The sequence below is a fragment of the Filimonas zeae genome, from assembly GCF_014641615.1.
In the GTDB taxonomy this organism is placed as follows: domain Bacteria; phylum Bacteroidota; class Bacteroidia; order Chitinophagales; family Chitinophagaceae; genus Filimonas; species Filimonas zeae.
Genome location: NZ_BMIB01000002.1, coordinates 338,755 through 357,122, shown reverse-complemented (window position 1 = coordinate 357,122; position 18,368 = coordinate 338,755). Strand labels below are relative to the sequence as shown.

Below are 18,368 nucleotides of genomic sequence, written 5' to 3'. Positions count from 1 at the left end.
AAAACAAGCGAAATGAAAAAAAACTGCTTAACACTGTTCCTGCTTATACATTTAATGCTTCTGTCAAAAACAGACGCACAGTCTTTAACGATTATTGAACAGGATTATGAGCAGGCGCAGCAGCTGGCGAATCAACAACAAAAGTTACTGCTGATTGATTTTTATACCACCTGGTGTGGCCCCTGTAAATTGCTGGATAAAATGGTGTTCCGCGATACAGCCGTAAGTAATACCATTGCCGGTAACTATGTTGTACTGAGGTACAATGCTGAGAAAGACAGTGTGTATAAGCTTACACAGAAGCATCACATAGGTATGTATCCCTCGGCGGTGGTATTGAACACGCAACAGCGCGTTGTATATCAACAATACGGAACAGGAGGGCCGGAAGAAGCGCTGGTAGTTAACTATATCGCTTTTCTGAATAAGGCAAAGAGCATGGACAGTGCTGGCTACTATATACCAGGTGTTGAGGCATCCACGCAGCTGGCATATCCCGCGTTTTATTCCCATTACATAAACCGTGTACAGGTAAGGGAGGCAGAAAAGCAGGCTGGTAAATACTGGGATACACTTACCCATCTGCAACAGGAAATACCTTTTAAAATATTCTGCTATTTTGGGGGTGGCAATAATAAGTGGAACGATTACTTTCTACAGCACCGGGCAGAGTTTCTGCATTTGTACGGCGAAACAGATGTGCTGTTTGCTACGTCTATGATTGTTGTTGGTAAAGTGAATAGTGCACTTTCTGCACTAAATCGTCCGGGGTTTGATTCTGCCATTCAACTGGCAAAACTATATCTGAATACCTCAGGCAATCAGCGGTATACAGATATGGCAGAGCTGCGGATGTTGCAGGCAGAGGGTAAATGGGATATGGCTTATAACAGGCTGGATACATTGAAAAAGCAGGAGCGTGCCACTTCGGAAGATATTGTTCGTTTTTGCCGGAATGCCGTAAGTAAATGTGAAAATGAAGCGGTGCTTAACAAGCTGATTTCATGGATGCAAAATATTTCAGAAAGCAGTTCTGATTATGATAACCTGGAATTGTATGCCCGGTTGCTGTATAAAGCCGGCCGCAAAACCGGGTCTTCAGCAATGATGAAAAAAGCGATAGAGGTTGGTAAAAAAAACAACATCAATACATCAGAGGGTGAAAAGTGGTTAGCTGAAAATTTTTGACAAAAGCCAAATGGCCGGTAGCCATGAACCTGGAAGGGCTTGATATTGGTGATGCCTGATCTTATTGCTTTAGTATCACCGTTTAAATGTAAGAATACCGATATTGTTTGCCTGATCTGCCCTTCCTCTTAGTACCAGTGCATTGGAGGTAAGCGTGCGTATAAAAAAAGTGTCGGTAGGGATGCTGCTGGCAGACAGGTAATACAACAGTGTGGAGTCATCTGCCAGTTTCTTATAACGGAGCCTGGTAGAAATTCCCCGTACATTGGCAAAAATAGAGTCTTTTGTAAATTCCCAGTAATCTCCGGGGCCAAAATATACAACGTATTCCTTCAGCGTATTTCTTTCAATGTGTTTTTCGGAAACCTGATTCCATTTAGCCACAAGGGTAACCTCATTTGAGGGTGGTGTGGTATCGTTATTGTCATCTTTGCTACAGGCAGTAAAGGTGGCTGCGGCAAGTAAAAAGGCGCATGCTATGTGTCGGGTTGTCATTGTCATACTCCTAAATTAAGCAATCAATGGAAATTTTACCTTTATTTGCCAAAACGGCCGTTTCCCCCATTGAATATTATACCGTTACATAATGAATATGACGTGCTGCACCGGGTAGCATCGGGAGATGAGACAGCTTTTGAGCAGCTTTTTCATCATTACCGCAATAAGCTATACGCTGTTGCGGCGGCTATTACAGGCGTGCCTGCCGTGGGGGAGGATGTGGTACAGGAGGTTTTTTTGAAAGTATGGTCGCACCGGCAGCAGCTGCCTGAGGTGCAGAATTTCACTTCCTGGTTGTATACCATTACCCGGAATCATATTTACAGTGGCCTGCGTAAGGTGGCTTACGAGTACGATTTTCTGCAGGAGGTGCTTCAGCAGGATGCAGATTCCACCTCCCCGGTATTGCAGCAGGTAAATTTTCGTGAACTGCAGAACCGGCTGCACCGGATAGTATCGGCACTGCCACCGCAACAGCAACGGGTATATCTGCTAAGCCGGGAAGCGCATTTAAGCTACGCTGAAATTGCTACGCGCTTACAGATTGCGCCTTCCACCGTAAAATCGCACATGATGGAAGCGTTGCGTACCATCAGGCAGCAATTGGCCGATAGTGGTGTGCCGGTAACACTGCCGGTGGTAATCATGGCCGGGGCGCAGTTCTGGAATTAATGCCTGAAAAAAAGTTTCCGCTTCACTCCACCTGTTGGCTTTTCCGTGCGTCTGTATAGTATAAGCCTGTATTATGGACCCCGATAGCGCGCGTTTGCACACATTATTTCATTTGTACACCAATGCTACCTGTACCGCTGAGGAGCGGCATGAATACCTGCAACTGGTAAAGCAGCAGCAGTATGCTGATGCGCTGCAGCAACTGATACAGCAACAGCTGGAGCAGACAGATGCTGAGGGGGAGTTGAACCCTGCCCGTGCGGCGGTTATATTACGCAGCATTACCGGCGGGGGGGCGGGTGGTAAACGTATTGCGTTGCGCAGGTGGGCGCCCTGGCTGGCAGCGGCCGTATTGCTACTGGCGGCGGCAGGTGTGTGGCTGGTATACGATGGCAAAGAGGAGCAGGGCGGGCAACCGCCGGTGGCAGATAACAATGATATACAGCCGGGTGCCAACAAGGCGTTGCTTACACTGGCAGACGGTACGGTGGTGGCGCTGGATAGCGCCGGTAACCAGGTGATACAGCAGGGGGCAGTGGCCATTCGCCAGCAGGCGGGTAGTTTACAATATGATGTACAGGAAGGAAAAGCAGCTACCGGTACTAACCTGTTAACCACACCGCGTGGCGGCCAGTTTCGTATAGTGCTGCCGGATGGAACAAAGGTGTGGCTGAACGCAGAAAGCTCTATTAAATACCCGGTTGTTTTTGCGGGAAAGGAAAGGCGTGTAACCGTTACCGGCGAAGCTTATTTTGAAGTGGCTGCACGGGCTGATATGCCTTTTATGGTAGATGCCGGCCGCCATACAGCCTTACAGGTGCTGGGTACCCGCTTTAATATCAACAGCTACGATAATGAGCCTGCATTGGTGGCTACACTGCTGCAGGGTAGCATAAAACTGATGCAGACTTTACCGGATGCACCTGCGCCGTTAATACTGCGGCCCGGTGAACAGGTGGCGGTACAGCAGCGGCCCGGTAGTAAAATGCAGGCCGATACTGCCCGTGTAATGGCCTGGAAAAATGGAGTGTTTAATCTGGATGGCGTAGATATAAAAGAATTGATGCGGCAGTTGGAGCGGTGGTATGATATACGTGTGGTGTATGCGCAGCAGCCGCCCGATATCCGGCTTTTTGGAAAAATAAGCAGAAACAAAACCCTTAATAACTTTTTAAAAGCGCTTGAAGATTATGAAGTGAAATTTAAAAGACAAGGTAATACACTGATTGTATTACCGGGAGCATAAAAACAAAAATCCGTTGTGGGGTCGAGACCACAACGGAAGGCAGTTGGCTCTTCCAAATCGTTTTTGACACACAATTTATTTAAACCAAACTAATGCAATTTATGCAAAAAGCTGCTTTTTGCAGCGGCCGGTTTATGTCCGGTTGGCTGCCTTCCAAAAAACTGCTTATGGTGATGAAAATGATTTCTTTTCTTTTGTTGGTATGCTGCTTACATGTATCTGCCACAACAGCATCGCAAACCGTAACCCTGCAGGGTAAAAACATGCCCCTGCAAAAGGTGTTTGCTGCTATTGAGGCACAGGCGGGTTATTCGGTATCGGGTAATATGGCTTTGCTGAAAGCGGTAAAGCCGGTAACAGTGGCCGTACGTAACATGCCGGTAGATGAATTACTGAATCTGGTGCTGGAGAACCAGCAGATAGGTTTTCATATTGATGGTAAAGACATTGTGCTGTATCGCAAACAGGCGCAGGCCGATATGTCTGCTGCGGTATTTCAGGCACCACCGCCACCCGTACTTATAAAAGGGGCTGTGGTAGATGCAGCGGGTAAAGTGCTGGCAGGCGCTGCTATTCGTGTAAAAGGGCGTAATGCGTCTGCGGTTTCTGATGAGCAGGGCTACTTTACTATAGAAGCCAATATAGGTGAGGTACTGGTGGTGAGTTATATAGGCTATACCAGTACGGAGCATACCTTAACCGGCACACGTAACGTTGTAATAGCATTGGCGCAGCAGGTTACTGCTATAGAAGAAGTGGCTGTTAGTGTAAACACTGGCTACCAGAGCATTCCGCGTGAAAGGGCTACGGGCTCCTATGCTATACTGGGCACCGGAAAAATTGAAAACAAGCTGAGGCCCGATTTAAGGGCGGCGTTGGAAGGGCAGGTAGCAGGGCTGGTACTGTCTAAAGACGGAAGTATTGAAATGCGCGGCGTATCTACCTTTAATTCGGGTGACAGATCACCCCTGATTATTGTGGATGGTTATCCTATTACGGGTGGGCTGGAAAGTATTAACATAGATGCGGTGCAGTCTGTAACCGTGTTAAAGGATGCGGTAGCCGCTTCTATTTATGGTACACGCTCTTCCAATGGTGTAATTGTAGTAACTACCAAACAAGGTAGAAAGGGCGAATTGAATATCGGTTACCGCGCAACAGGTGGTATGGTGCTGAAGCCCGATCTGAACTATCTGGCCAGAGCCAGTGCTGCCGATTATGTAGATGCGGAAATGGAGTTATATGAGCAGGATGCCAATAGCTACCTTACGCGTTATCATGCTTACGGTTATTTATCAAGAGTGAATTACCTGATGCTGGCCCGCTCACAGGGATGGATTCCGGAAGCGGATGTGGATGCAGAAATAGCAAAGCTGAAGAGCAATGATGGATTAGGACAACTGGAGAAACATCTTTTCCGTAATCAGTTAAGCCAGCAGCACAATATCAGTATTTCGGGCGGGTCTGATAAAAGTCAGGTAGCTGCCAGTGCAAAGTTCATCAGCAACCGGGGCAATACGTTATATACCCATGATAACCGGGTGATATTTGATATCCGTAACGACTGGAAGCCTGTTAAAGGGGTAACCGTACGCCTGTTGTCAAATATTAATTACACTACCAGTGCGGAACCGGCACGTTCGGTTACCAGTATGCTGGAGTATTATTCCAACCTGCTGCTGCATCCGTACGATCTGGTGGTGGACCCGGCTACCGGACAGCATCAGGATATATTTGCAACCAACCCGCTGAAAATATCCCGTTACGGTGCTATTGCCGGTTTAAAGCCCATGCAGTATAATCCCCTTAACGATCTGGGGCAGGAAATGACCCGCAACCAAAACCTGCAACTGCGGCTGGGTGGCAGTATAAACGTGCAGATTGTAAATGGACTGAACGTAGAAGCAGGTGGTACCTGGATAAGAGGGAACGGTTTCAGCAGGTCGGTTTACAGTCAGCAATCTTACCAGATGCGTATGGCTTTTAATGATGCTACGTCTGCTACTAACCCTTCAAAGCACTACATTCCGGATGGGGATATGATACAGGAATCCCGTTCAGTAAACCAGGCATATACACTCCGTACGCAGGTGAATTTTAACCGTACATACGGTAAGCATAGCATTATAGCTATAGCAGGTGCCGAGTTGTCGCGCTATGTAAATGATGACAACACATACCCCACCCGTTTTGGCTATAACGACCAGGCTGGTACCTTTGCCACCTTTAACTATGCTGACTACAATGCCGGTTTATACAACGCAGATATGCTGCGTATGCATCCGCTGGCACCGGTTAACATAGGCAGCTACAGATACCGGGATGATCGTTTTACCTCCTGGTATGCCAATGCTTCTTATGAATTTGACCGCCGTTTTCTGGTAAGCGGTAGTATGCGTTTAGATCTTACCAATTTCTTTGGCACCAATCCCGATTACCGGTACAAGCCGTTATGGTCTGCTGGTGGTACCTATAAATTATCCAACGAAAAGTTCTTCCATATCAACTGGATGAATAAACTCTACCTCCGTGGCTCGTATGGTTTGAATGGTAATATCTCGTTGAACGCGGGGCCTTTTCTTATCGTAACGCCGGGTACTTTTAACAGCCTTACCGGTGATATTGCGTATAGCATTACTTCGCCACCCAACAATTCACTGCGGTGGGAGAAAACATTAACTACCAACCTGGGGGCGGATATGGCTTTTGCCAACTCCCGCGTTAACCTGTCGGTAGATTATTACCTGCGTAAAAGCAAAGACCTGTTATCGCCCGATTTTATCGATCCTACCATTGGCTATACCTCGCTGCAACGCAATGTGGGCCGTATTAATAATAAAGGACTGGAAGTGTTGCTGGAAGGGGATGTGTTGCGCAGGAAAGATTTTACCTGGAAGCTCTCTGGTACCATGGCGTATAATAACAATACCGTACAGGAGTTTAATGTAAACTACCAGTATGGCAGCGATTTTATGACTTCTGTAAACAGAAAGGGGTATGCGGCCAATGCCTTGTTCAGCTACCGCAATGCAGGGCTGGATGAAAATGGCAACCCGGTTTACCTGAACAGCAAAGGACAGAAGGTGGATGGTGGCGATATACTGGCAGATGATGTAGTATACAGTGGTACTTTACGCCCTAAGTTCACCTACGGTTTAACCAATACTTTCCGTTACAAAAACGTGGATATAGCTTTTATGGTTATTGCCAAAACCGGCAATGTAATGCGTAAATGGGCGTATGATGGCGGCAATATCAGCCATGAAGATGTGGCTAAAAGATGGCGTAAGCCCGGTGATGAAAACAACACCATTTACCCTATGCTGTCTGCTTTTTCCATGAACTCGTTTTATTTCCCGATGTCTGATGTGTTTGCAGAAGATGCTGCTTTTCTGAAGCTGCGCGATGCTTCTGTTACGTATCATTTCAACAGAAGCTGGTTAAAGCAGGCGGGTATAAAAGAGGCCAGTGTGATTGTACAGGGCCGTAACCTGCTGATGCTTACGCGTAACAGTGGTAAGCGTGATCCGGAAGGGGTGGAGCTGGAAAATCCTGGTTCTCAACAGGCCGAACTGGGTTTTACGCCGTTTCGTCCTATGCCTGAATTTTATCTGGGCCTTCGGGTTGATTTTTAACTTTAATACTCACTGTCATGCGTATATCATACCTGTTACTACCAGTGTTTATACTGGCTGCATCGTGTAACAAATTTCTGGATGTAAAACCCAAAGGCAAGCTCATTCCCACTTCTGTAGCGGAGTATGCTCACCTGCTGGATAACCCGGATGTGGTACAATATCCTTTTTTAAACAACAACAGCCAATCCATGCTGGCGTATATGACTGATAATATCAGTTTGTCAGAAGGTATAGGCAAAGTGTATTATAAAGCCAGTAACTCGCCCAGTATTGATAATTACTACGGCTATATTTTCCGCGCGCCTTACCGCAACCCCTCCATCAGTGCGCCGTTCTGGGATTGGGGTACTTACCGCTCTATGAAATACTTTAATAATGTTATTGACGGTATACATAGTTTAGGTGATGCCGCTGCCACGGCAGATGCACAGGCGGTACTGGCACAGGCTTATACCAGCCGGGCCTGGAGCTATTTTCATACTACCATGGTGTACGGGCCTGTATACCGGCCGGGGGGCGATAACAGTGCCAAAACCATCCCTTATGTAACCAGTAGTGATGTAAGCCTGGCAGCTCCGCCATTATCCACACACGAAGAGGTTTTTCGCAAGGTACTGGCCGATTTACATACGGCTTTACCCCATGCACCTGAGGTAACCAATTTTCCTTCACGCCCCAATAAAGCGGCTACCCAGGCTATGCTGGCTTATTACCATTTGTTTACCGGTAAGTATGATAGCGTGGTGTATTATGCAGATATGGCCTGGAAAGCTTCGGCCGCCCAGGGGGCAGATAAAGTACTGTATAATTTTAATGACCTATATTATACCAACCCTGCCAATGAATTAACCAGTGGCATTATAAGCCCGGATAGTAAAATGAACCTGCCCAACAGCCGGGAAATACTGCTTTTCCGTGCGCCGGATAATTCGGCAGGGCGTGCTTCGGCTTCCTATCCTTCGGATGAATTTATTGCGTTGTTTGATAAGGATACAGATTTGCGCTATAAATATTACCTGTTACAGGCACCCGGTTACAAAACCACTACCGGCGGTGTTAGTTACGATGATGGAAACAAAATACAATATTACCGGGGCGTGTTAACGCCGGGCTCAACTGTACCGCTTAAGTTTCAGATGACTGCAGGCTTTACCTATCCTGAGTTGCTACTGATGCGTGCAGAGGGGTATGCCCGAACCAACCGCATCAGTGAAGCTGTGGCCGATCTTAACCTGCTGAGGCGCTACCGTTATGTTACCGGAACACCCGATCTGGCTTTGCCTGCCAGTGCAGATGAAGCGATACGGCTGGTACTGGAAGAGCGCCGCCGCGAGCTGCCGGTAGGGCATTTGAAAAGGTTTATGGATTTAAAAAGGTTTTGTCTGGAGCCGGGTAAGCCCTGGGCTAAAACCAAAATTGTACACGAACTGGGAGCGGAGCAATACGAAGGCACTATAGACTCGCCTTTGTTTACCCTGCCCATTGCCAACAATGTACTCAGTTTTAACCCGGAATGGGGTATTCCGTTAGATACCCGCCCTTTTAATTAATCACAGAAAATACGGTTTATATGATGCGTTTTGTATCCCTTTTTCCAAAACTGGCAGTAGCAGCCGCTTTTGCCATGCCCGGCACTCTGTATGCACAGGCAGACTCACTGGTATTAAAACAGTGGAAAGCAGAGCAGAAAGTGCTGTGGGCCACCTACAAAGACAGTACAGAAGAAACCCGGCAACTGGCCGAAGAAAAGATAATGGAAGCTTTCGTAAGCAACCATACAACCAGCGAGGTTAGTCTGGATGTAATAAAAGAGTGCTTTTTTCCCATAGCCAAAGAGGCAGGCTATATAAAAGGGCTGTTTGCCAAACTTGCGCCACAGGTGCAGTCTTCCGCCAAAGGAAAACAGGTTACAGAGCAGATTGCCACACTGGAAAAGACGGCTGTTGGTGCCATAGCGCCCGATTTTGAGCAAACCAGTACAGAAGGGAAGAAGGTAAAGCTGTCTGATTTTCGTGGTAAATATGTGCTGGTTGATTTCTGGGCCAGCTGGTGTAAGCCCTGCCGGAAAGAAAACCCGTTTCTGGTAAAGGCATATGATACGTTTAAAAACCGCAATTTTACCATCCTGGGCATATCGCTGGATATTACAAAAGAGGCCTGGTTACAGGCTGTAGCGGAAGATAAGCTTGCCTGGATGCAGGTAGCGGAAATTGAAAGCAAAAGCAATTCGGCAGCAGATCTGTATAGTATACAGGCCATTCCGCAGAATGTACTGATAAATCCTGAAGGAAAAATCATTGCCAGAAACCTGAGAGGCGAACAGGTGATGGAAGCGTTGAACAGATTTATACCGTAACAGATTCAGTTAGCGCTAAGGGCCTGCAATCGTATCTCCGGTTGCAGGCTTTTTTGTGCAGTTTACGATAATCCAAACAATCTGCGTAAGGCCGATTTGCTGTAAGGCCCGGCCGGTGCAGCAGTAGTAGTGCTGATACCATGCTTGTGTTGCGCCAGTGTGGTTATAGCAGATCTGAGCCGGTGGCTGTCGGAAATGCCTTCTAAAGCCGCGGGGGTATCATCTGTTTGCACACTTACCGAAATGCCTGCTTTGGCACCACGGTCAATCAGGCGTGCTAACACCCTGCCTGCTGATTCTTTATCCAGCAATAAACTACCAAACTCGGCACATACATCTTTTAATGCAGCAGCCGGTTTCATTTGAACACCTAATTCAAAAAAGGGCCATTTATGGAAGGTGCCGTTTTCATTTTCCTGCCATACTTCCAGAATGGGATTGACCATGAGGGGTACTTTTTTTTGCAAATATATAGGGGAAACGTGGTTTTGACGTAGTGAATCTCTGTTTAATACCTGTTTTCCCGCCCGTTACAGGTAAGCGGGTTAAAAACGGTGCAATAAATATTTGCGCATTCCATTTACCCTACTTACTTTGTAGGATAAATAATAGCCGCGCAATCCGGCGTACATAAAACACATTCCATATGAGCCAGCAACTTCGCTTCGAAACCCTGCAATTACATGCAGGACAACAGATTGATCCTACCACCAAATCAAGGGCTGTACCTATTTACCAGACATCTTCTTACGGGTTTGATAATGCCGAACATGCGGCCGATTTATTCGGGTTGCGTAAGTTTGGTAATATCTATACCCGTATTATGAACCCTACTACCGATGTGTTTGAACAGCGCATTGCAGCATTGGAAGGGGGCGTAGCTGCATTGGCTACCAGCTCGGGCCAGGCGGCGCAGTTTCTGGCGCTTACCAATATTTTACAGGCGGGCGATAACTTTGTAAGCACTTCTTATTTATATGGTGGCACCTATAACCAGTTTAAAACCTCTTTTAAGCGCCTGGGTATAGAAGCACGGTTTGCAGAGGGTGATGATCCGGAAAGCTTTGTAAAGCATATAGATAAAAACACCAAAGCTATTTATCTGGAAACCATTGGCAACCCCCGTTTAAATATTCCTGATTTTGAAAAGTTTGCCCAACTGGCTAAGGATTACGATTTGCCACTGGTAGTGGATAATACTTTTGGTGCAGGAGGTTATTTGTTCCGTCCGCTGGAACATGGCGCTAATGTGGTAGTGGAATCGGCCACCAAATGGATTGGCGGACACGGCACCACCATTGGCGGCGTTATTATAGATGGCGGTAACTACAACTGGGGCAATGGTAAGTTTCCACAGTTTACCGAGCCTTCTGAAGGGTATCACGGCTTAAAATTCTGGGAGGTGTTTGGCGAGGGAAATCCTTTAGGATTGCCCAACATTGCCTTTGCCATTAAAGCACGGGTGGAAGGTTTGCGTGATCTGGGGCCCGCGCTCAGTCCATTTAATTCCTTCCTGTTATTGCAGGGGCTGGAAACTTTATCGCTGCGGGTACAGCGGCATGTGGATAATGCACTTACGCTGGCTACCTGGCTGCAACAACATCCACAGGTGGAATTTGTGGAATACCCTGGCCTGGCAGATAATACCTATCATACGCTTGCGCGTAAATATCTGAAGCATGGGTTTGGAGGCATTCTTAATTTTGGCATTAAGGGCGGCAAAGAAAAAGCCAGTCAGCTGATAGATTCTCTGAAGCTGGCCAGTCATCTGGCCAACGTAGGGGATGCGAAAACACTGGTAATACATCCTGCCTCTACCACACACGAGCAGTTGAGTGCTGAAGAGCAGGTAGCAGCCGGTGTAAAACCCAACCAGGTAAGAGTAAGTGTTGGTATAGAACATGTTGAAGATATTAAGGCCGATTTTGAACAGGCCTTTGAAAAAGTTTTTGCAACCCATCTGGTAGCCTGATAAGCAACCAGTAGTTTTTCCTCAGCACTGAGGACTTTTTCCTAAGCAACCAGGATTTTCTCCTCGTTGCTTAGGACTTTTCCTTAAGCAACCAGGAATTTTCCCTCAGTGCTTAAGACTTTTTCTTAAGCAACCATTACCTTCCCCACAATGCTTCCCATCTTTCCTTAATAATCTTAGTCTTTTCCCTGAGCCAGGGCAATTGTTTTTCAATTGCTTACATGTTGTCCTTGCGCACTTCCCATTTTTCTCTCAGCAACTTCAAAAAATATTTCAGACGCATTCAGGGATAATGCATTTTCAATTGACCTTGTTGTATAGAAAGCAATCTGCCTCATGCAACAACCGAACTCTCAGGAATATTATCAGGAACTGAGCCGTAAAAGGCTGGAAGGTACGCTTACGCCGGAAGAGGCGGAAGCGCTGGCGGCCTGGCTTAACCAGGATGATGAACAGCCTTTAGAGGTATCCGCTGCTTTTGCAGAAAGTTATGCCAGTCATGAGGAACGTCTTTTCCGGAAAATAGCCGCACAAACTATCCGGCCCAGGCCTGTGTACCGGCGGCTGGCAGTAGCAGTAAGTGCTGCGGCTGTGCTGTTGCTGATGGCAACGGGCATCTGTTACTTTTATTTCAATACTACGCCTGCTAAGCAGCAGATGGCCGGTGTTAAAAACGACCGTTTGCCGGGAACCAATAAGGCTACGCTGATATTGGCGAACGGGCAGGAGATACTGCTGGATAGTGCGGCAGACGGGGCCCTTGCCGATGAGAGTGGGGTAAGGGTGATAAAGCTGGCTGGCGGACGGGTGGCTTACCAGGCCGATGGCCAGCCGGGAACCGTAGCTTTTAATACACTGGTAACACCGCGGGGTGGGCGCTTTCGTGTGCAGTTGCCGGATGGTACGGAGGTATGGCTGAATGCTGCCAGCCGTTTGCGGTATCCCGTCTCTTTTTCCGGGGGGGGAAGAGTTGTGGAACTGGAAGGCCAGGCATGGTTTGAGGTGGCGGGCAATGCCCGCCAGCCTTTTACAGTAAAAACCGGTGGAGCGGAAGTGCATGTGCTGGGTACTCATTTTGATGTGATGGCTTACGCTGATGAAAAAGCCATCCGCACCACCCTGGTAGAAGGAAGTGTGGAAGTAACAGAAGGTAATAAAGTAAGAAGGTTAGAGCCCCGCCAGCAGGCGGTGATTGACCGCGGGCAGCATTCCATAGCGGTACAAACGGTGAATGTAGATCATGTACTGGCGTGGAAAGAAGGATTGTTTGTATTTAATGATGTGGATTTACATACCATTTTGCGTGAAATAGGCAGGTGGTATGATATTGAAATTGTGAATGAAGCGGGGGTAACTGCTGAGTTGTATGGAGGAAGCATTAGCAGAAGCAGAAACCTGAAAGATGTATTGAACCTGCTGGGCGCCTATGGAAGCCCGCATTTTACCATTAACGGACAAAAGTTAGTGGTATCGCCTTAATAAGTATGCAATGCGCGGGAATAAAGACGGAGGTGCTGGAAACACCTCCGTTGTATAGTTCCGGCAATTGAATAGTGTGTTAAACATGGATGATATCTCCGTTTGAGCGCAGCGATATTATCCTTTCCGATCACCAAAACATAACAAATCTATGCATTTTACCACTAATGCAGCAGCTCTGCGTAGGGCAGAGCTATTAGCCAAAATTTTACTGGTTATGAAGATGATTGCTTTTTTGATGCTTACCGGGTTGTTACAGGTAAGCGCCAGAGGCCTTTCACAAAAGGTTACCTTATCGGTAAAAAATGCTTCTCTGTTACAGGTGTTTCCGGAGTTAAGCCGGCAAACGGGCGTATCCATTCTGTACAAGGAAGCTTTTATGAAAGAAACGGCACCCGTTACCTTTCAGGTAACAGGCGGTAGTTTACAAATGGTGCTGGAGCTATGCACCCGTAACCAGCCCATACAGTATAAGCTGGAAAACGGTAACATCGTTATCCGGCGCAAGGTGGCAGAAGTATTTCAGGCGGCAATGCCGGCAAAAGATACGCCGCGTTTTACCGTTAGCGGTAAGGTGGTTGATGAGCAGGGTACCCCTTTATCCGGCGCTACGGTGTTAAATAAAAATACCGGTAAGGCTGTAGCTACCCGCGATGATGGCGGGTACAGGGTAGGCGCCGATATTGGCGATTCTATCCAGTTCAGCTTTGTGGGATACCTGCCGCATACAGTACTGTTTAAAGAGCAACTGGTAATGAATGCCGTGCTGGAAGCCGAGAGTGGTAGTATGAAAGATGTGGCAGTGGTGGGCTTTGGCCGTCAGAAACGCATCAGCCTCATAGGTGCGCAATCTTCTATCAGAACAGAAGATTTAAAAATTCCTGCTGCTAACCTCACCAATGCTATCGCAGGCCGGGTAGCAGGGGTTATTGGCGTGCAACGTAGCGGTGAGCCGGGTTTTGATGGATCACAGATTTATATAAGGGGTATCTCCACTTTTACCAGCAGCAGCCCGCTGGTGCTGGTAGATGGGGTGCAGCGTACTTTCAACAATATAGACCCGGAAGATATTGCCAGCTTTACCATTCTTAAAGATGCTTCGGCAACGGCAGTATATGGTGTGCGGGGGGCCAATGGTGTTATACTTATTGAAACAAAACGTGGCAAGGCCGGCACGCCACAGGTAAACCTGCAACTGAACCAGGGTATTACACAGTTTACCCGTGTGCCGGAATTTGCAGATGGGGTTACCTATCTTAAAACGGCCAATGAGGCATACCGCAACAGCAACCCCAATGCCATGCAGTTATATAGCGATGAAAAAATAAAAGCTACTGCGGAAGGCACTGATCCGGATTTGCATCCCAATGTAAACTGGATTAAGGAAATGTTCAACAAGCATGGGTATAACAGAAGGGCGAACGTTAACGCCAGCGGTGGTTCTGAAAGAGCTACTTACTATCTGTCTGTGGGTTATTACAATGAAACCGGTTTGTATAAAACTGATGAACTGGCACAATACAACTCAGCCATCCGGTTTACGCGGTATAATTTTACCAGCAACCTGAGCCTGAAACTGTTTAACAATACAAAGGTGGACTTTGGTGCGTCCGGCTGGATTTCTGATGCCAACTACCCCGGCCGTGGTGCGCAGGATATATGGAATGCTGCTTATATTATGCCACCTACCATTATTCCTGTCAGATATTCCAACGGGCTTATACCACAGGCACGTGGCGAAGAGGCAAACCCGTACGATATGCTTACGCAGAGTGGCTATATCAACAACACCCATAGCCAGTTATGGTCTAACATACGCGTAACGCAGGATATGGGTAACCTGGTAAAAGGATTATCGGTATACGGCATGTTCTCGTTTGATAATTATAATTATCATCAGATATCGAGAACCAAAACGGTAGATACCTGGTTTGCCACCAACCGCGATGCTGATGGCAAGCTGGTGTTTGAGCAAACACGGGTAGGTACCAGTTATCTGGGATATAACCGCGCAAACAGCGGCAGCCGGCAGTTTTACCAGGAAGTGGCAGTGAATTATAACCGTAGCTTTGGTAATGGTGCGCATGAGGTAACCGGTATGGTGTTGTATAACCAGAGTGATGCTACCGATGCTTTTGCGGCTGATTTTATCAGTGCCATTCCCAACCGGTACCAGGGCATTGCCGCAAGGGCTACTTACGGCTACAAAAGCCGCTACCTGGCAGAGGTAAACCTGGGGTATAATGGTTCCGAAACCTTTAGTAAAGAATCGCGTTTTGGCCTGTTTCCTTCTTATGGTTTGGGCTGGGTAGTGTCTAATGAAGAATTCTTTCGTCCGCTGGCATCTTCTGTGCAGCTGCTTAAGTTCCGCGGGTCTTATGGTATAGTAGGTAACAGCAGTATCGGGGGCCGCCGCTTTGCTTATATCTCTACCGTAACACAGCGGGATGGGTATTCGTTTGGCAGAAGCTCCGGCAATACTTACAGCGGTTTGGATATAGGTGATTATGCAGTAGATGTTACCTGGGAGCGTGCTGCTAAAGTAAACCTGGGTATGGAACTGCGTAGCCTGCGGGGCGCTTTATCGCTCACGGTTGATTTTTTTATGGAAAACCGCACGGGCATATTCCGCCAGCGGGGCGATTTGCCTAACTACACCGGTATTTTAAATGCACCTTTTGGTAACCTGGGTGCCGTGCGTAACAGAGGGGTGGATGGTACGGTAACCTATAACAAACAACTGGCGCGCAACCTCAATTTTGAAATGCGTGGCAATTTTGTATGGAACAGGGCTATTGTAAAACAGGATGCCAACGCCCTGTGGCCTTACCCCTGGCAGCAGGTGATAGGCCGCAGGCTGGGCCAGCGTTTTGGCTTAACCTCGCTGGGTTTGTTTGAATCGAAAGAAGATATAGCCAACAGTGCCACCCAAACCGGCACCATACAGCCCGGTGATATAAAATATAAAGACCTGAACGGCGATGGTAAAATTGATAACTACGATAATGGCCCTATCGGTTCCGGTTCTATTCCTGAAATCGTATACGGCTTTGGTCCTTCTTTTTCCTGGAAAGGCTGGTCGGCAGGTGCCTGGTTCAAAGGCATCAGCAATGTAGATATCTTCCTGAACGGAGAAGGCATGCAGCCTTTTCAGAAAGAAGGTTCCAGGGGGAATCTGTTCAGCAATATCAACGACCGTTGGACACCGGAGGGCAATAACAAGCGACCCTGGTATCCCAGACTTACTTATCCTTCTACTTCCAACTCCAATTATTCCAGCAGTGACTGGTGGATAAAGAACGGGGCGTTTTTACGTATACAGAATGTGGAGCTCAGCTATACCTTTTCTAAAAAGCCCTGGCTGCGCAAATTGGGTATGAACAATTTTCGCCTGTATGCCATTGGCTACAACGTAGCCACTTTCAGCAGCTTTAAGCTGTGGGATGTGGAGCTGGGCGATGGCAAGGGCGCGCAATACCCGCTGTTAAAGACATTTAGTTTTGGCATTGACTGCCGTTTTTAAATTGAACAGATTATGAGAAAGCATACTATTTTATATTCTATTGCTATAGTGATACTGTTTCCGGCAATGCTGTGCTCCTGTAAAAAGTTTCTGGATCAGGTGCCGAACGACAGGCAAACCATTGAGGAAGTGTTTCAGAAGAAGGGCCCCTCTGAAAGCTATCTGGCGAATGTATACAATTATGTAAGAGATGAAAGTGATCAGTGGAATGGTAACCCGTGGACGGGTAATGTGGATGAGGTAAATATCGCCTGGGCCAAGTGGACTATTTATCAGGTGAACGTTGGCAACTGGAACCCCGGCGCTTCGCATTTCTATTTCTGGCAAACGTATTACAATGGTATACGCTCTGCCACGTATTTTATCAGCCATATTGATGGCAACAAAGAAATACTGGCACTGGAAGGGCAGCGTTTGATTGATCAGTATAAAGCAGAAGCCCGTTTTCTGCGTGCTTATTTTTACTTTATGTTGTTGCGCCAGTATGGCCCTGTGGTGCTGATTGGTGATAATGAGTTGCCTGCTGATGCGGCTGTAGCCGACCTGCAATTGCCACGGAGTGCCTATGACGATTGTGTAGATTATATCAGTACAGAGCTGGATGCGGCTGCAGCGGTGCTGCCCACAGTACCTGTTGCTGACCGTGATTATGGCAGGGCTACCAAAGGGGCAGCGTTAGCCATAAAATCACGCCTGTTGCTGTATGCGGCCAGCCCCGCTTTTAATGGCAATACCGGTTTTGCCGGGTTTAAGAATATAGATGGAAAGCCTTTTATTGCGCAGACCTACGATAAAGAAAAATGGAAAAAGGCCATAGACGCCGCCAAAGCAGTAATTGACCTGCAGACTTATAAACTGTATGAAGATGCTTCGGGTGATCCGGTTAAATCGTATCGTGGTATACATCTGGCACCATGGAACGATGAGTGCATTTTTGTACGCAAATCAAACGGCCTGTGGAACTGGGATTATAACTGTTCGTTACGCTCGGCAGGTGGCTGGAATGGTGTTTCGCCTGTGCAGGAAATGGTGGATGCCTATTTTATGAAAGATGGTAAGCTGATAACCGAATCATCGTTATATACCGAAGATGGGTTTACCAATAATGTATACAATATGTATGTAAACCGGGAGCCCCGTTTTTATGCTTCGGTATTGTATAACGGTGCGCGTTACAAAGGAGGGGCTATTACACAGGATTCTATTACAGTAAATATGACCTACTCAGGCAGGGATGGTAAAAAGAACGGGGGAGAAGACTATTCTCATACCGGTTACCTGGTGGTAAAAAATGTATCTCCCGAAACCAACCGTATAAACGGCGAAAGCAACAGCCGCCCTTATGTGCTGGTTCGCCTGGGTGAAATTTATCTCAATTATGCCGAGGCCCTGGCTGAGTATGGTGGTAATGATGCAGAAGCATTAAAATACCTGAACCTGATTCGCAAGCGCGCAGGCATACCGGAATATGGCAGTGTGGGGTTGCCGGCGGTTACAGGGGCTGCCCTTGTTGAAAAAATACGGCAGGAACGGCGTGTGGAGCTGGCGTATGAGTGCCACCGCTGGTTTGATGTGAGAAGATGGAAAACCGTGGCATCGGTAATGGGCAACCTGCATGGAATGGATGTAAACAAAGATGGCAATGATTTTTACCGCCGCGTGGTAGCAGATAATCATTTATGGAAAGAAGCATACTATTGGTTTCCGCTGGCGCAGTTTGAAATGGACAGAGGCCGTAAGCTGATACAGAACCCGGGCTGGTAAATCCGGGTCAAAAAGGTGGCCGCATGAGCACC

At 47.3% G+C, this 18,368-nt stretch carries 12 protein-coding genes; 10 read left to right on the top strand and 2 right to left on the bottom strand.

From position 1 onward, the window contains the following. The first annotated feature begins 12 nt into the window (after positions 1–12). The gene (locus IEY13_RS08235) at positions 13–1,188 is read left to right on the top strand and encodes a thioredoxin family protein (protein WP_188951508.1); all 1,176 of its coding nucleotides are present in this window, start codon (positions 13–15) and stop codon (positions 1,186–1,188) included. A 75-nt stretch (positions 1,189–1,263) separates the two neighbouring features. On the opposite strand, the gene IEY13_RS08230 is transcribed toward IEY13_RS08235, so the two are convergent. After that, positions 1,264–1,689 carry a hypothetical protein gene (locus tag IEY13_RS08230; protein ID WP_188951507.1) on the bottom strand — a complete coding sequence of 142 codons (426 nt, stop codon included), beginning with the start codon at positions 1,687–1,689 and terminating at the stop codon, positions 1,264–1,266. 63 nt (positions 1,690–1,752) lie between these two features. Here IEY13_RS08230 and IEY13_RS08225 point away from each other — a divergent pair, with 63 nt between their 5' ends. The 5 genes from IEY13_RS08225 to IEY13_RS08205 all read left to right on the top strand — a co-directional run bounded on the left by IEY13_RS08225 (position 1,753) and on the right by IEY13_RS08205 (position 9,598). Continuing rightward, complete coding sequence (locus tag IEY13_RS08225) at positions 1,753–2,358, top strand: RNA polymerase sigma factor (protein WP_188951506.1); 606 nt, start codon at positions 1,753–1,755, stop codon at positions 2,356–2,358. Positions 2,359–2,431: 73 nt separating this feature from the next. Continuing rightward, the gene (locus IEY13_RS08220) at positions 2,432–3,604 is read left to right on the top strand and encodes a FecR family protein (RefSeq protein WP_188951505.1); all 1,173 of its coding nucleotides are present in this window, start codon (positions 2,432–2,434) and stop codon (positions 3,602–3,604) included. Positions 3,605–3,777: 173 nt separating this feature from the next. Next, the gene (locus IEY13_RS08215) at positions 3,778–7,239 is read left to right on the top strand and encodes a SusC/RagA family TonB-linked outer membrane protein (RefSeq protein WP_188951504.1); all 3,462 of its coding nucleotides are present in this window, start codon (positions 3,778–3,780) and stop codon (positions 7,237–7,239) included. Positions 7,240–7,256: 17 nt separating this feature from the next. After that, positions 7,257–8,792 carry a RagB/SusD family nutrient uptake outer membrane protein gene (locus tag IEY13_RS08210; RefSeq protein WP_188951503.1) on the top strand — a complete coding sequence of 512 codons (1,536 nt, stop codon included), beginning with the start codon at positions 7,257–7,259 and terminating at the stop codon, positions 8,790–8,792. Between the two features lie 20 nt (positions 8,793–8,812). Continuing rightward, on the top strand, positions 8,813–9,598 hold the full coding sequence (locus IEY13_RS08205; protein WP_188951502.1) for a peroxiredoxin family protein: 786 nt from the start codon (positions 8,813–8,815) through the stop codon (positions 9,596–9,598). A 62-nt stretch (positions 9,599–9,660) separates the two neighbouring features. On the opposite strand, the gene IEY13_RS08200 is transcribed toward IEY13_RS08205, so the two are convergent. After that, on the bottom strand, positions 9,661–10,044 hold the full coding sequence (locus tag IEY13_RS08200; protein ID WP_188951501.1) for a hypothetical protein: 384 nt from the start codon (positions 10,042–10,044) through the stop codon (positions 9,661–9,663). 200 nt (positions 10,045–10,244) lie between these two features. Here IEY13_RS08200 and IEY13_RS08195 point away from each other — a divergent pair, with 200 nt between their 5' ends. From IEY13_RS08195 to IEY13_RS08180, 4 genes are all read left to right on the top strand, one after another. Next, positions 10,245–11,570, top strand: a complete 1,326-nt coding sequence (locus tag IEY13_RS08195; RefSeq protein WP_188951500.1) for an O-acetylhomoserine aminocarboxypropyltransferase/cysteine synthase family protein — start codon at positions 10,245–10,247, stop codon at positions 11,568–11,570. 336 nt (positions 11,571–11,906) lie between these two features. Continuing rightward, positions 11,907–13,049: a FecR family protein gene (locus IEY13_RS08190; RefSeq protein ID WP_188951499.1), complete on the top strand. Its 1,143-nt coding sequence runs from the start codon at positions 11,907–11,909 to the stop codon at positions 13,047–13,049. A 217-nt stretch (positions 13,050–13,266) separates the two neighbouring features. Continuing rightward, positions 13,267–16,572 (top strand): SusC/RagA family TonB-linked outer membrane protein, encoded by a 3,306-nt coding sequence (locus IEY13_RS08185; RefSeq protein WP_188951498.1) that lies wholly within the window; start codon positions 13,267–13,269, stop codon positions 16,570–16,572. 12 nt (positions 16,573–16,584) lie between these two features. Further along, entirely contained in the window at positions 16,585–18,336 is a 1,752-nt protein-coding gene (locus tag IEY13_RS08180) for a RagB/SusD family nutrient uptake outer membrane protein (protein WP_188951497.1), read from the top strand. The last annotated feature ends 32 nt before the right edge of the window (positions 18,337–18,368 follow it).